Origin of the sequence: Runella sp. SP2 (assembly GCF_003711225.1) — a bacterium.
Lineage (GTDB): Bacteria > Bacteroidota > Bacteroidia > Cytophagales > Spirosomataceae > Runella.
The window spans coordinates 426,816-441,202 of sequence record NZ_CP031030.1; the positions used below are offsets into that span (position 1 = coordinate 426,816).

The 14,387-nt window shown below is 43.3% G+C and carries 13 protein-coding genes; 9 read left to right on the forward strand and 4 right to left on the reverse strand.

Annotated elements, in window-relative coordinates; genetic code table 11:
- Positions 1 to 51 precede the first annotated feature (51 nt).
- Positions 52 to 819 (reverse strand): MGMT family protein, encoded by a 768-nt coding sequence (locus DTQ70_RS01640; RefSeq protein WP_122929192.1) that lies wholly within the window; start codon positions 817 to 819, stop codon positions 52 to 54.
- Between the two features lies 1 nt (position 820).
- Complete coding sequence (locus DTQ70_RS01645; RefSeq protein ID WP_122929193.1) at positions 821 to 1,825, reverse strand: hypothetical protein; 1,005 nt, start codon at positions 1,823 to 1,825, stop codon at positions 821 to 823.
- Between the two features lie 406 nt (positions 1,826 to 2,231).
- Here DTQ70_RS01645 and DTQ70_RS01650 point away from each other — a divergent pair, with 406 nt between their 5' ends.
- The gene (locus tag DTQ70_RS01650; protein WP_164489807.1) at positions 2,232 to 4,346 is read left to right on the forward strand and encodes a hypothetical protein; all 2,115 of its coding nucleotides are present in this window, start codon (positions 2,232 to 2,234) and stop codon (positions 4,344 to 4,346) included.
- Here DTQ70_RS01650 and DTQ70_RS01655 read toward each other — a convergent pair whose 3' ends face one another.
- On the reverse strand, positions 4,347 to 4,679 hold the full coding sequence (locus DTQ70_RS01655; protein WP_122929195.1) for a toxin-antitoxin system YwqK family antitoxin: 333 nt from the start codon (positions 4,677 to 4,679) through the stop codon (positions 4,347 to 4,349).
- A 77-nt stretch (positions 4,680 to 4,756) separates the two neighbouring features.
- On the opposite strand from DTQ70_RS01655, the gene DTQ70_RS01660 reads away from it, so the two are divergent.
- A complete protein-coding gene (locus tag DTQ70_RS01660) occupies positions 4,757 to 5,026 on the forward strand; it encodes a helix-turn-helix domain-containing protein (RefSeq protein ID WP_122929196.1) in 270 nt (89 codons plus the stop codon).
- Between the two features lie 2 nt (positions 5,027 to 5,028).
- Positions 5,029 to 5,301: a hypothetical protein gene (locus DTQ70_RS01665; RefSeq protein WP_122929197.1), complete on the forward strand. Its 273-nt coding sequence runs from the start codon at positions 5,029 to 5,031 to the stop codon at positions 5,299 to 5,301.
- Here the strand turns inward: DTQ70_RS01665 and DTQ70_RS01670 are convergent, their stop codons facing one another.
- On the reverse strand, positions 5,302 to 6,069 hold the full coding sequence (locus DTQ70_RS01670; protein ID WP_122929198.1) for a hypothetical protein: 768 nt from the start codon (positions 6,067 to 6,069) through the stop codon (positions 5,302 to 5,304).
- A gap of 77 nt (positions 6,070 to 6,146) precedes the next feature.
- Between DTQ70_RS01670 and DTQ70_RS01675 the strand changes: the two genes are divergently transcribed.
- The 6 genes from DTQ70_RS01675 to DTQ70_RS01700 all read left to right on the forward strand — a co-directional run bounded on the left by DTQ70_RS01675 (position 6,147) and on the right by DTQ70_RS01700 (position 14,378).
- Entirely contained in the window at positions 6,147 to 6,803 is a 657-nt protein-coding gene (locus DTQ70_RS01675) for a hypothetical protein (protein WP_122929199.1), read from the forward strand.
- An 85-nt stretch (positions 6,804 to 6,888) separates the two neighbouring features.
- Positions 6,889 to 8,190: a type IV secretory system conjugative DNA transfer family protein gene (locus tag DTQ70_RS01680; protein WP_122929200.1), complete on the forward strand. Its 1,302-nt coding sequence runs from the start codon at positions 6,889 to 6,891 to the stop codon at positions 8,188 to 8,190.
- Between the two features lie 175 nt (positions 8,191 to 8,365).
- On the forward strand, positions 8,366 to 9,130 hold the full coding sequence (locus tag DTQ70_RS01685; RefSeq protein ID WP_122929201.1) for a hypothetical protein: 765 nt from the start codon (positions 8,366 to 8,368) through the stop codon (positions 9,128 to 9,130).
- Between the two features lie 181 nt (positions 9,131 to 9,311).
- Positions 9,312 to 12,077: a MobF family relaxase gene (gene mobF, locus DTQ70_RS01690; RefSeq protein WP_164489808.1), complete on the forward strand. Its 2,766-nt coding sequence runs from the start codon at positions 9,312 to 9,314 to the stop codon at positions 12,075 to 12,077.
- Entirely contained in the window at positions 12,061 to 12,456 is a 396-nt protein-coding gene (locus DTQ70_RS01695) for a hypothetical protein (protein ID WP_164489809.1), read from the forward strand. Before mobF ends, DTQ70_RS01695 begins: the two co-directional genes overlap by 17 nt.
- A 383-nt stretch (positions 12,457 to 12,839) precedes the next feature.
- Positions 12,840 to 14,378 carry an SAVED domain-containing protein gene (locus DTQ70_RS01700; protein WP_122929203.1) on the forward strand — a complete coding sequence of 513 codons (1,539 nt, stop codon included), beginning with the start codon at positions 12,840 to 12,842 and terminating at the stop codon, positions 14,376 to 14,378.
- The last annotated feature ends 9 nt before the right edge of the window (positions 14,379 to 14,387 follow it).

The window sequence follows — 14,387 nt, forward strand, 5'->3', positions numbered from 1 at the left end:
AGGCTGTTCTTGAGAGGGACAGCCTTTTTTAATTTGAAAAATAGATTAGAATTAATTAAGAAACAAAGAATCTTGATGCCATAAATGGCGTTCAAGGCTAACAAACCACGCTGAATCATCAAATAAACCAGGTGCTTCTCTCAAAATCACCTTCTCATTGATTAGAAGATGCTTTTGATTTGGAATATATTTCTGAATAAGTGCACCTTCAGAATCCACGATTCTGTGTATAGGTAGGTTGTCATCTGATTTAGTAATATACGTTGGTATTGCCCTGAGGTAGCTTTCAGCAACCCCCATACCACGAGTAATTTCTTTATAAGTGACAACTTTTCCTTCAGGTATTTGCGAAACAAAGTGTTTAAATCGGTCAAAAGGAAGATCTGAGAGTGGATCGAAAATAGAAGGTAATAGAGTGGCTTCCATATTTTCATGAATTATTCCACTCTCAATTACTACCCCTAATATTCCTCTTCGACCCATAATTTCAGAGGGCTTTACAAATTGGCTGATTCTTTTGCACGGCTCGCAGTTAAAAGTCAATCTAATCTTTACGTCGCCCAATACTAATAAACTACCAGGCTTAAAAAAGGATAGATCTAAGTTTTTAAGCACTATATTTTCGCGAAGGCCTCCTGGTGGAATATTAAAGTATTCTAAATCCTCATTAATAACGATAAGAACTTGCCTTGGGCTCATAATATCGGCATTAATATCACCTTTGATACCAAAACCTCTTATTAATTCCATCTCATCTGTTCGTAGCATAGGGAAACCATGCCGCTCTTTTATAAAGAGTGATTGAATTTGTGCTTTCATCTTAAACTTCCTTTTTATTTAATTGATTGTACATTTGATTTAACCCCTTAAAAGTTCTAACTAAGGGATTTGAGACAATGGGTAATTTAGATAAAAACAATGAGCCACAATTCTCACAACAATGAATGCTATGAGGATTAACCGCATCATCAAAAGTGTCAAAGTGGTCATGAGTGCATGATGGACAATTTATTGATTGTATTCTTCCTTTAAGGTATTCTAATCCATATTGGGCCATTAGGTGCCTTACCATTTCAGGATCAAGATAAATGCCATCGACTTTAACTTTGCCAAACGTCTCATCCGCTTCGGGGATATGAGAATTAATCTTACGAAATCCATGAAAATGAATACCACCTTCTTCAAATTTTGGGGAAGTCCACAAAATAGCAGGATTAGATCCCCAAATCTGGATACCACCTTTAAAATTAGCCTGTTTAGCAAACATTATACGTTCGACAGGGTCAATAACAATTCGTTCCTGCAGAGTATCGCCACATAATTTCTTGAGCATCATAATAGGGTTACTGATACTCTTAAAATCAGAAGTAAAGATATGATCACAATGCTCGCATCGATGAATAGAATGAGGATGAACAGCAAACCATCCTTTATCTGAATGGATTTTGTTACAGTTAGGACAAGGCAAAAACGTCAAGTTTTTCTTGAAAATTGTACTAACGTTGTAATTAGACGCATCGCTCCCGGTAATTTCAAACAAAAGCTCTGCCCCACTTTCATTTTCATAAGGAACTTGAACAATGTCGAAAGTTTCATCAATTTCTTTCTTACCACCAATTTCTCTTCTTGCATGCACATGCACTCCTTCTTCCTGTCCTCCTCCATAGGTATTATAAACCGGGTTAAGCGCTCCCCAAATCGCAATTCCTCCTAAAAAGTCTGAAGGTTTTAGACATAATTTCTTCACTTTCCCTATTGCAACTGTACTATTATGGTCATGATTTTCGTCATGAACTTGCAGTGCTGAGTCCAATTCGTTTAGCATAGTTTGATGTATTTAGATGTAAAGTTAAATTTGAAAAACTTGAAAACCGGATGATACCGGACCGTAGAGCATGCAACCTGTTTCATCTCAAGGCAGCATCAATTTTTTAGAAAAACATTCTATTAGGTCTCTTTTCTCATTGCTTGTTTATATGGACGATTTGATTATTTCATAGGTTTTTCCCTCTCTTGTAAGAGATATGGGTCAAAGCTAGTTAAGCGGGTTTGTTATGTCAATAGGTTAACATTCATATGAAAAATGCAATATTCATATGAAAATATAAAAGGGTTTTGTGTCTTATTGGGCCAACTGACGTCATAAAAATATTTTAAAAAAAGTTTTTTTATGAGTTTTGTTTTTATAACTTCGTATGAATATTTATACTTTCACTGAAAATTATAAAACTATGGCTGTACCTGTATTCTACCTCCGTAAACCTTGGTATCTGATTTTAGCACATGCTTCTCAAGCTTTGAAATATGCTTCCCAAAACCCCGCGAAGCGTAAAGTTGAGGCAGTAGAAAAACCTGTCATTCATCGTAATGCTGTAGTTAAGAAAAAAATTGTCGACGAACCCTACAGGGAGCTTCCTTTCTCGGATCAGCATTTTTCTAAAGAGGAGAAAAAATTTATTGAAGAAAACGGTATTACATTTTCTTCTCACTACTATTCTATAAAACGAAATGCTATTGCTGATATATGCCTTCAAATACAATTATATTTCAAAGAAGAAGGCGATAGATATAAAGAGATGTCCTTACAAAAATTGGCTGAATCATATAAAAAAGCTTTCCCGAAAAAAGAGCCTCCTATAAGAAGTCCTCTGCAAGATAAAGTGAACACACATTTTTCAAATGTTGAAAAAGGTATACTTCCTACTATTACTGTTCCTTTAAATTTAGCTCTTTTTGTATGTGAAGCCGCTAAGAATTCAGTAAGTAGAGACGAGAAAAATCTTGCAGAAATTGAAAAAACAATAAAAGTTATTGAAGAAAAATATTCTAATGAAAGCCCTGTACACGATCCTTCCTTGATGGACATGTATGGCAAATTTTGGCAAACGACAGCTTTCAATAAGCTTCCTCAGAAGTTTTATAATAGTCACTGGCGCATTTATGAGCGCACGGATGGAAGATCAAGAGCGAATGCTACTTGGGGAATTGCCACTCAATATTTTTATATTGGAAAAATGGATATTAACGGCTATGTACCTGTTAAAATTTTAACATTGTCATCTGAATATAATGGTGTTGTAACTTATAATCCGCAAAGCAGTTTTTTAATTGGACATTTGGTAAGAGAAGCAACAGATAGTGATAATCTGACTACGCCTGTTTTTTTTGCGATTCAATTAAATAGTCAAAGTGATCAAAGCCTTATGATTGGGCATTCTATGTACTATGCTCTTGCCTTTTCAAAATTCATGACAAAAACATTTATATTTGAAAAATGTGATGAAAAATTTACACCCGAAGATGTAGTTGATATAGAATTGAAGAAGTTTAATGAAATCAAACTTAGTATAAGGCAGTTTTTAAGTAGCCGTAGCAGGAATCGCCTTACTATGCCTTCAACCAATATTTCTAATCTGAATGAGCATGATCTCGTTCATTCTCTTCAAAGTTGGGTAAATAATAGAATTAAACATCTTCAATTTGATGATTTACTGCCTGCTTCTATAGGCAAATATTATGTTTGTTATTTTTATGGCGAAGTAGCTAAAGCAAAGTACACCAACTCAGATAAAGAGGAAGACAAAATTATCAAAGATGATTATTTAGCGAAATATATAAGGATAGATGAACTTGATATATCATATGATGAGAATAGTGTAGATTTCTATGCAAGTTATATTCACAAGCAGGATGTTAGCAAAAAGGCATTGAAATCCGGCGTCTCAACAAGCGTGTTCAAAGGTAAAGTAAGAAGAAAACAATCGACTGTTGAAATTATCTTAGAGGAAAAAACATTTACTAATTCTAAGAAAGGGTTCGCTGAGGATTCTTTTCCCATTGCCAATTTCATTTTAATTAACTTTAGTGTAGACGATGTCGGATTGAAAAATAAAAATGAAGCTTTTTTTTCCGGTATAATTACGGGTTTGAGTGACCTCAATTGTAACCCTGTCAGTTTCAGATGTTTTTTATTAAGAAAAAGGGGTAAGCATGACAAAAAGAATGTAACACAGAAAGAGACAACGATAAACTTTAGTGACAAGGAAAATGTAAACTCAAAAAGAATTCTTGATTATTTTAGAAATCATCTTGATGAATCACAGATAAAAGCAGCTCCCCTTCCAAAACTAACAACTTTTGAAAAATTCAGTAATATACATTCATTGATTAAAAATGGAGGAAGTATTAAAATTGAAAATTCAATAGTTAATGGTGGGGTTATTTTTCGAATACTGTGTTTTCTAACATCCGATATAATAATTGCTGATGCTATATTTGAAAGTGATTCTATTGATGAAGCTTTATCCAATATGGACAAGTGGTTATCCAATAACAACCGAGAGTAGTTATTCAGGCTCGTATTTCTGCTGTGGGCTTTCAACTTTATAGTTATGATTGGTCAGGAAAGCTTCCATGAGATGAAGGTGTTCTACTTTAAGTCTAATTTCTTTCCCTTCATGCCAATAAAAATATTCTTTTTGACCGTCCTTTTCAATGTGTTCCCACACTCCATGACGTTTACCATTTTTCCAAACACCACTGAACATAGGCTGTCCATTTTCATACCAACCCTTCATCGGGCCGTGTAGACGTTCAGTATTAAATGATGTTTCAGTTCTTATCTGGTTGTTATCGTAATATAATTTTTCTACAAATAGTTCTTCTTCATTTTCAGACATTAATCACTTCCTTTCATATTTGATCCCCATAATAACAAAGGCTCATTAAGCTGTCAAATAATACTACAACATAAATTATGAAAATTATTTGTCTGGAGGAGGAGGCTTTTTATGCCTTAATTGAACAGGTCGTCGCCCGTTTAAAACAAGTTCATGGCGAAGACAAGGAAAAATGGATTTCCGATGAACAAGCCATGCAGCTATTGAACATCAAGTCAAAAACGACGCTGCAAAAACTGCGGGACGAAGGAAAAATACGCTTCTCGCAACCTCAAAAGAAAATCATCCTTTACGACCGGGATTCCATTGACACGTATTTACAGCAACACGCCCGTAACACCTTTTAATCATGGAAGAACAAAATACCACCGTTCCGTCCGAGTACCAAAAACGTTTTAATGAAGGCTATACCATCGCTAAACACATGCCTGAACTGGCGCGGCAGCTTACGGAGGCGATGAAAGATCATACACCTGGCAACGGCTTTCAGGACGGACACCGGCAGTTCTTAAGCGAACAGGCCAAAGACAAACGTCCTGCCTGGCTCAGCGGCAACCGCCCTGCCCAACCAGAAAAACAACCCGATAAAAGCAAAGATCGAGGCATTGAACTCGAACCCTGATTATTCTTTGTCTGGAGATTTGTTGTCTTTTCCTTTCGCAGGAGCGGATTTCTCCGCCGATTTTTCCAAGGCCTTGGTATAGTTGAGCGACTGCGAAAACCGTGCCGACATTAACATCGTTTGCTGCGCAGTCGGTTTGGCCTGCCCCTCCGACTTTTCTTCTTTAATCGCCGGATTTCTTACCCACGCCAATTGCTGCTGCATGAACCCCTGCGAGTTGTTGAACTCCTTTTCACTTTTCTCCGCTTCCCTTTTGATTTCCTGCGGCGATTTGGGATCTTTGGGCGCCCCTTCCCGATAATTTTTGATCAGGTTACGCATAAAATCCTGCGAACTATTGACGTCTTTTTCGACCTTCCCTACCCGCTGTAATTCCTTTTCCCCCTTTCCTTCAAAAGGGTTAGGGTACATTTTATCCATCAGCGTCTGACGAATTTGGGCGGCCGTCTCGGGGTCGGTCTCCAAAACGCTCATTTGTAGTTCAACACTTTCGTTAATATCCGCCTCAATCTGCGTTTTTTCGGCTTTCCATTGTTCCATCTGCCGTTCTTTGTTACCCGAAGGCCCCGTGGTAAAACCAGGTGGGGAATACTTGAGGGTGTGGTGGTTGGGCTTTGACGCATCTTTCGAAGCTGCTTGCAACTGCTTGTCAATTTCCGCCCGACGGTTCAGCTTTCCTTTGATTAAATCATCCAAGTATTCATATCCTTCGGGAAAGGTGGGTTCCTTCTTTTTGCCTTGGTCGTCATTATCCCCTTTGTCGCTCATGTTATTGGTGATTTAAGACTTGATTTATGGATGGATTATGCTAAAATGATGAATCTTTTTATTAGCGGAGGTTTCTCATGGAGTGGCGAGAAAAAACCATTCAAAACGTTTTTGGGGGAGATGAAAAACGCTTTGAACAGGCCTATCAAGAAGCCATTAGTGAAGCCATTAGTGAAGCCATTAGTGAAGCCATCTCGTGGAAAGACTTAGCGCTGAATGCCACCGTACTACCTGATTGGGAAAGCGCGACCAAAGACCTCATCGAACGACGATTAGGGTACTTACCTCATCCCGCTGTTAGTCTGCCCTTTGAGCCTTACCTGCGGGCTTTATTGCAACAATACCGCCAAGGAATATTATCGTCGGAAGCATTCACCCACGAAGCCGAAGCACACATTCAGCTCATTCGCAACGCCGACATGGCGCATTACGCTTCCACCGAAGCAGCACCTCACTTTGTACAAAGTTACCAAAAAATGGTCGAAATTTTTGGGCTAAAAGCCAAAGAACGATTAACGCGTTTCTTGGGCTATGAACCGCGTTTGGAACACTCACTGATGGCTGAACTTTGGCTGTACGATCTGATGATAAGAGATACCATTCGTTTGCCAGCGCATCTGACCGCGGTTGACTTCAAAGCCCTGACCATTGTTCGTTACCGTGAACATTTACTTACTCAAGGTCAGGCCGCCGCTGAAGCCTCTCCCTTGTTAGGCACCTTTTCCGCCGTTTGATAAATAAAATCTACGTTTTTGGGTGAATTATTTGGTAGTCAGGCAAAAATAAATTTGAGTACCATTTCTATGCCTTTTATTACCTATGGAGTTGTTCAATTTAGACCGCCCCATTATTGAATTAGCTTCCTCGCAAGAGCGCGGAAGTTGGAACGTGCGTCATGCCTTGGAAGGCGTGCAAATCTTCGGTGGCATCGGCTCAGGAAAAACCTCAGGTTCGGGCCGAATGCTGGCGCTAAAATACCTCGCTCAAGGTTTCGGGGGCTTGGTACTGACGGTCAAACCCGACGAAAAACAGGCTTGGCAGGAATACTGCCGCCTAACGGGGCGCGAGCGGGATTTATTGGTGCTTGAACCCAACGGAACCCACCGCTTTAACTTCCTGCAATACGAATCCCGGCAATCCCAGAATTCTATCACCGAAAATATCGTCGAGGTGTTGAAAACGGTCATACGCGCGGGAGAAGCCAAAGACAGTGGTAAAAGCGATGATGCCTTTTGGGAGACGGCTCTGGACATGCTCATCTTTAACGTCATTGACCTGTGCCAACTGGCCTACGGCAAACTCTCCCTGCAACAGATGTACGACATTGTGCAAACCATTCCCAAAAGTCACGAACAACTGCAAACCTCAGTTAACGAAGGAGAAGCGAAAGCATTTCAGCAGGCTTTTGAAGCGGCACGTAAGCGTGTTACCGAAAACATGGACGAGTGGTTTAACCGCCTGCCTGCCCACAAGCAGGCAGCCTTGCAAAATGAACCCGAATTTGAGGCCGAACTGCTCCAAGCATTACCCGAAGCGCGACTGCTGAAATTTCTCGACCAATTCTTCTTTGACAGCTTCATCAGTCTTTCCGAGAAAACCCGTTCTATCATCGATTTTACCTTCTCAGGCTTTTTGTTTCGGTTGCTGCGCGAACCCGTCTATTCCCTGTTCTGCCGTCAGGACTCAACCCTAACGCCCGAAGACTGCTGGCATGGTAAAATCATCCTGCTTAACTTGCCCGTCAAGCTTTATCATAAAGTCGGGCGCGATTGCCAAATTTTATTCAAATACATTTGGCAACGAGCAATGGAAAAACGCCCCATCACGGCCAGTTCCCGCCCCGTGTTTCTGTGGGCGGACGAAGCGCAAAACTTCCTACACGAACACGATGCCGACTACCAAGCCACGGCCCGTAGTAGTCGCATTGCCACGGTGTATATTTCCCAGAACTTGCCCAACTACTACGCCTGCATGGGCGGACAAAAGGCGGAGTATCGCGTCAAAAGCTTTTTAGGTACGTTAGGTACCAAAATCTTTCACGCCAACGCCGACATTGAAACCAATAAATACGCCTCCGACCAAGTCCAAATCACTGAAACTGGAACGGATGGTGCGGGCTGAAGAATTTGTTCGCCTGCGAACGGGAGGCCCCCTGAATAATTTTCGCGTGGAAGGTTACGTACACCGCCAAGGCGACCCGCTCTTGAAGGGACTGAACCACACCAAAATGGTCTTTAACCAGCAGTATTGCACTTAAACGGGAATTACTCACTTATAAATTTAATGCTTTACGTCTATGAAAAAGAATATTTACTACCGCACAGTTTTTATGCGTACCAATGCCATGAAAGAACTAATTTTAGTGTTTTTTCTAGCTATTTGTTCTTGGCCTCGCTTGTTGCTTGAAGTATTTCTTCGAAAGAACATGGGAGAGCGCTACTTTTCATTTTCTACAGCGATTATTATGAGTGGTTTACTGGCCATTTTTCCATTAATTTATGCTGGAATAATGGAACGTCTTACGGGTCAATCTTATTCCGTTCACCTTATTGGCTACTATACGACCTGGTATGTTTTTCTGGCGCTATTTCTGTACACCTGCTGGGAGCGCTGGCAAGAGATTCAACGACTGCCGTCGGTGTTCGATTTTGGTCGTTTCAGTTTATCGTCTGGCGTTATTTCTTCTCGTTTTACTAGTCTCAAATTCAAAGGTAAACCTGTTGATGTACGAACAATTGAAACGGTTTTAGAACCAGGATTTTTTTTCATAGTGGGTTTTGTTTTATGGATGGCAGCTCAGCCTATTGGCCTTCTATTGGCAGTATCGGCTTTATGTTATTCCTTTAGCTATGTCGGGGCTTACCACCAAGGTGACCACTTTATCATGGATAAAATCGACGAAATGATTTGTAATGAAGAGATGGTTAATTCTTTTGTCGAAGGACGGGATGCGTCCCAAACCCGAGGGGTTAGCTTCTACGGAAGGCGTCCCGCCGATCCTGATACCCGTCGTAAATTGGTGACCACTTTTATCGATGACGATACGGTCGAAGCCCTGTAAAAATACCGATTCAAAACCACCTAAGCTGTGCTTAGGGAAGATGTCTGATGAAAAAAGTTTAACCATTCCCCCTTGCTCGCTTTGCACAGCTTGGGCACTGCCGAGCTTACCCGTGATGTACCCGCAGTAACCAAACGCAAAAGTGCCCCAAGGCGCTCCAAACCCCCATACACTTGGTGTCATGATCCGCATGATTCAAAGCAGCAGCGCTGCCCACGCCAAAGCCTATTTTTCCGAAGCCCTCGCCAAGGCTGATTACTACATCAACGACCAAGAACTTAGCGGTCGTATTGAGGGAAAATTAGCCGAGCGGTTAGGGGTGACAGGAAAGGCCACCAAGGAGGCCTTCTTTGCCCTGTGCGAGAATACCCACCCCCTGACGGGTGAGCCGCTGACGGCTCGCACCAAAGACGAACGCACGACGGGCTACGACATCAATTTTCACTGCCCTAAATCGGTGTCGATTCTTCACGCCTTGTCGAAGGATGACCACCTGTTGGAAGCCTTTCGGCAGAGCGTACAGGCGACCATGCTCGACATCGAAGCCGACGCTAAAACCAGGGTGCGTAAAAATAATACCTACGATGACCGCGCCACGGGGGAGCTGGTGTGGGCTGATTTTATCCACCAAACCGCCCGCCCCGTAGAAGGTCATGCCCCCGACCCCCACCTGCACGCGCATTGTTTTGTGTTTAATGCCACTTGGGACGAAACCGAACGGCAAATCAAAGCCGCCCAATTCCGCGACATCAAACGCGACATGCCCTACTACCAAGCCCGCTTTCACAAACGGCTCTCCGATCAACTGATGGCATTGGGCTACGAAATTCGACGGACGGAAAAGTCCTTTGAAGTGGAAGGCGTACCGCAGCGCGTCATTGACCTGTTCTCCAAACGCACCGATGAGATTGGGCGGGTCGCTCAGGAAAAGGGCATTACGGATGCCAAAGAACTGAGCGAACTGGGCGCAAGGACCCGCGCCAAAAAACAGGTGGGACTCAGCATGGCCGAATTAAAGTCGGATTGGAAACGTCAAATTCACTCCTTAGACACCCGTGAGCAAAACGAAGGACAACGGGTGGTTCGCTACCCATCAGGGGACAAACGGCCTATCAAAGAAAAAGTACTTAACCCGCAGCAGTGCCTTGACCACGCCCTGCAACATGGTTTTGAACGGGCCTCGGTACTGCAAGACCGTCGTTTGTTGGAAACCGCCTACCGCCAAGGCATTGGTCATCCATCGGTTTCCTTGGCGCAGATTACCGATTGTTTCCAAACGGATGAGCGGCTGATTCACGTCAAAGAAGCAGGGCAAACCCTGTGCACGACCCGAGAAGTACTTTCCCAAGAGCAGCGTATGGTACAATTGGCAAGGGCGGGTCAGGGCAAATTAGTGCCCCTGTACGCTCAATCGCCCGAGCTTAACTTGAGTGGTCAACAGGCCGAAGCCGTCCGTCACGTACTGACGACGACCAACCGCGTGTGCATCATTCGCGGAGCGGCGGGGTCGGGTAAAACCACCTTGATGCAAGAGGCCGTCAAACACATCGAAGGGGCGGGCAAAAAAGTAACGGTGGTGGCTCCCACGGCCCAGGCCTCACGGGGCGTATTGAAAGAAGAAGGCTTTGAGCAAGCCGACACTGTGGCCAAACTGCTGGTGGACAAAGAAATGCAGCACCAGCTCACGGGACAAGTGCTGTGGGTGGACGAAGCGGGACTACTGGGTACCAAAGACATGAGTGCCCTGCTTGAGTTGGCAAGCCAAAAGAACGCTCGCCTGATTTTGGGCGGGGATACTCGCCAACACGCCGCCGTCGTGCGCGGGGATGCTTTGCGTATTTTGAACACGGTAGGCGGCATCAAATCGGCAGAAGTGAGTAAAATTTACCGCCAGCGGAATGAGAACTACCGTTCGGCGGTGGAGGACTTGGCACAGGGAGAAGTCAAGAATGCGTTTTCAACCTTGAATGCGATGGGCGCTATTCACCAAGTTGATGTCCTCAACCCCCACGAGCAATTGGTTAACGCTTATACGGCAGCCCTCAAAGCGGGAAAATCAGCGTTGGTGGTTTCTCCCACTCATCAGCAGGGCGAGGAAGTCACCCAAGCCATTCGGGAGAAACTGCGGGCATCCAAGCAATTGGGCAAGAAAGAAATCACCCTTCCCCGCCTGATGAACCTCAATTTGACGGAAGCGGAAAAAAGTGATTGGCAGCATTTTAAGCCTGGGATGCGGGTTCAGCTGAACCAAAACCGACCAGGCTTCAAACGGGGCAGTGTATGGCAGGTGGAAAGTAGCAGCGAGAGCGGGGTTCGACTCAAAGACGAAAACGGCGAGACAGCGCTACTGCCCTTGCACCGCAGCGGAGATTTTGAACTCTACAAACAAAGCGAGATTGCGCTCTCCAAAGGGGATTGGGTACGACTGACCCGCAACGGTTTTGACCAGCACAAAAAGCGGCTCAACAACGGCGAGCTGCTCACGGTAAGTTCGGTGAACAAAAAGGGTGAGTTGGTGCTACAAAATCCCGTTAGCCGCGCCAAGTTTCATCTGGACAAGGACTACGGGCATTTGGCCCATGCCTATTGCATTACCTCGCACGCTTCGCAGGGAAAAACGGTGGATGAGGTGTTTATTGCCCAACCCGCCGCGACGTTTCCCGCCACGGACGCCAAGCAGTTTTACGTTTCGGTGTCACGGGGTCGGAGTGGAGTGCATATTTATACCGACAACAAAGAAGAATTAATGCAGCACGCCCAGCGGCTTGGTGACCGACAATCGGCCATGGAGCTGGTGGGTAAAAAGAACCGCACGCACGAACTGGCGGAACAACAGCTGCGAAACCAGCGCAGCAAGTCACCTGCAATTGTTAAAAATAAAGCCCCCATGAAGGACAAGCCCTCCCCGCACAAATCCAAAGACCGACACTATGAACCCGAACTTTAAGCTACGTTTTGACCAGATGAAAGAAAGCAACCCCGCAGATACTGCCCCCGAAAAGGAGATGGGGGTTGCTTCCAACGAGTACACCTTGGCTCGCCCGCTGAATTTGTGTTTGGTATGGCCCGACGGCAAACGTTTTTTTCTGAGTTATTCATATCTGATTGCGGGCGAGTTTAATCCTGAGGGCGAAACCAACCGCATCCAATTGTACTTTACAACCTACCAGGTTTCGTTGAAAGGCTACGGACTGGAAGCTCTGTTCATGGCGCTGCTCGAACAGTTACCGCACCAACTTATAGCCATTGAATCCAGATACGTCGTCAGCGAAGAAGCCCCGGATGGAACTGTCATTGAAATTACGGTCGAAAAAACGGGAGAATAACCAAAGGCTATTTTCTATTCCGAGATAGTATACCAAGCTCCTTTTTGAATAAAGGCTTCGTCACTATAACGGATTTTTTCAAAAAGGGATTATTCGTGAACTAACTTTTCTCGGTAGCTGTTCACCTTGTATCTTTATTGGCATGATATTTTATCGCGCGCGCGTTTCTCAATATAAATTCACATTAATAAGGCATCCGTTTAGCCCGACTAAAGCTCATTCCAAAAAGACTTTTTTTCCTTATTTTTTTAATATGAAACGAATATTTATACTATGGATTTGAGACAGACCCAATTTCTACTAAAGAGTACGCGAAGAGTACTTCTGCAATTTTCTATCTCCCGTTTTTTAAAGGTTTGATTTCTAAATTCAATTCTTAAACTATGGGAAGGAGTGTTATTGCTCGTCAGGATGGTGATGATTACCAAGCTAAGTTTTTTTGGCTAAAGGCTTGTTGCTTGAATCAATCTCATACGCGGGTTAAAAAAGTTGCTTGGGAGTTGGACGGTACTTTTGGCTTTGATGATGTTGTGGTTTACTATGAACCGGCTATTAAAGACTGGAGCACAGGCACAAATATTGCTGAAGAATACTTTCAGGTGAAATTCCATGTAGACCATGACAGGGGTTTTACATGGCAAGCGTTTATGGAACCAGAATTCATCGGTGCAAAACAAGATTCGCTATTGCAACGGCTTTATAAAATTTACCTTAAAGATCCGATTAAATTCGCCAATTGCCGGTACTATATCATCAATACTTGGGGCTTAGATCATAGTAATGATCTCAAAAACCTGTTGAATAATATTGGAGGCATTCGATTTCAGGTGCTGTTTACAGGAGGAGAAAAATCAAAATATGGCGAAATCCGTAAGGCTTGGAAAGAACACCTTAAAATGGGCAGCGATGATGAATTGAAAGCCGTTTTAGCCTCACTACGCATCAAGCATAGTTATGATGATGAACAGCGTTTAAGAGAAAATCTCAACAATAGTCTTTTACTTTCAGGTCTAAAGCCTATTCCTGCTGATCAGCTCTCCGGTAAATACGGAGATTTAATTCAAAAGCTTCACAAAACCGGCAGGAATATTTTTACAAAAGATGAAATTTTAGAAATCTGCAGACAGGAAGAGCTTCTGGCCGAAGTGCAGGAAGCACGGCAGGAAGACGCTTTTGTTATCGGTGTACGAAGTTTTCAAAGGGGGGCCGAGACGCTGGAATTGGAAGTCCATACAATAGCTTGCTTTCTTCACTGCTTTTCCGGCCGGTTCTTATTGGAAGAGTACGCTGAAATGGAATACATTAAATTGGAATTGGAACGTGTTGCTCAGGAAGCCATTTCGTCTAAAAAGCGGATATTCGTACATTTGGATACACATCTGTCCATTGCTTTACTACTTGGTTATCATATGGACAGTAAATACGGCGGACTGGATATAACGGTAGTACAAAAGACGTTTTCGGGTAAACTTCAATGGCGCGCAGAGGCAGAAAAGATTCGCGAGTATCAGGAACCGTTGTGGATTGTTGAAGAACAGGCATTTTCAAATGAGGGCTCAGATATTGCACTTACGATTAGTGTTACGCACGATATACGAACGCCGGTAAATGCTTATATACAAGAAATGCTGCCGAATGTAAGCCGCAGCATTGACTTCATAATTAGCCCGAAAACGGGGCCAGTCTCAATCAAAGATGCCAATCACATTATGGCAGCCATCGGAGACTTGATTGGTACTGTGCGATCCAGAAGGTACGGGTTATCTGCGAAAGGTCAGCTTCACCTGTTTATCGCTGCACCTAATGCGTTAGCCTTTTATTTGGGGCAACGTATTAAGCCTTTAGGTAAGGTAACATTATATGAATTTGATTTTGAGAACGAAAGAGAGGGTGGTTATCATCCTATCATTACTATACCTTAAATTTATCTC

Excerpts from the sequence above, each read along its gene's own strand:
- DTQ70_RS01640 (WP_122929192.1), bottom strand. The coding sequence starts at position 819 with ATGAAAGCACAAATTCAATCACTCTTTATAAAAGAGCGGCATGGTTTC.
- DTQ70_RS01645 (WP_122929193.1), bottom strand. The coding sequence starts at position 1,825 with ATGCTAAACGAATTGGACTCAGCACTGCAAGTTCATGACGAAAATCAT.
- DTQ70_RS01650 (WP_164489807.1), top strand. The coding sequence starts at position 2,232 with ATGGCTGTACCTGTATTCTACCTCCGTAAACCTTGGTATCTGATTTTA.
- DTQ70_RS01655 (WP_122929195.1), bottom strand. The coding sequence starts at position 4,679 with ATGTCTGAAAATGAAGAAGAACTATTTGTAGAAAAATTATATTACGAT.
- DTQ70_RS01660 (WP_122929196.1), top strand. The coding sequence starts at position 4,757 with ATGAAAATTATTTGTCTGGAGGAGGAGGCTTTTTATGCCTTAATTGAA.
- DTQ70_RS01665 (WP_122929197.1), top strand. The coding sequence starts at position 5,029 with ATGGAAGAACAAAATACCACCGTTCCGTCCGAGTACCAAAAACGTTTT.
- DTQ70_RS01670 (WP_122929198.1), bottom strand. The coding sequence starts at position 6,069 with ATGAGCGACAAAGGGGATAATGACGACCAAGGCAAAAAGAAGGAACCC.
- DTQ70_RS01675 (WP_122929199.1), top strand. The coding sequence starts at position 6,147 with ATGGAGTGGCGAGAAAAAACCATTCAAAACGTTTTTGGGGGAGATGAA.
- DTQ70_RS01680 (WP_122929200.1), top strand. The coding sequence starts at position 6,889 with ATGGAGTTGTTCAATTTAGACCGCCCCATTATTGAATTAGCTTCCTCG.
- DTQ70_RS01685 (WP_122929201.1), top strand. The coding sequence starts at position 8,366 with ATGAAAAAGAATATTTACTACCGCACAGTTTTTATGCGTACCAATGCC.
- mobF (WP_164489808.1), top strand. The coding sequence starts at position 9,312 with ATGATCCGCATGATTCAAAGCAGCAGCGCTGCCCACGCCAAAGCCTAT.
- DTQ70_RS01695 (WP_164489809.1), top strand. The coding sequence starts at position 12,061 with ATGAACCCGAACTTTAAGCTACGTTTTGACCAGATGAAAGAAAGCAAC.
- DTQ70_RS01700 (WP_122929203.1), top strand. The coding sequence starts at position 12,840 with ATGGGAAGGAGTGTTATTGCTCGTCAGGATGGTGATGATTACCAAGCT.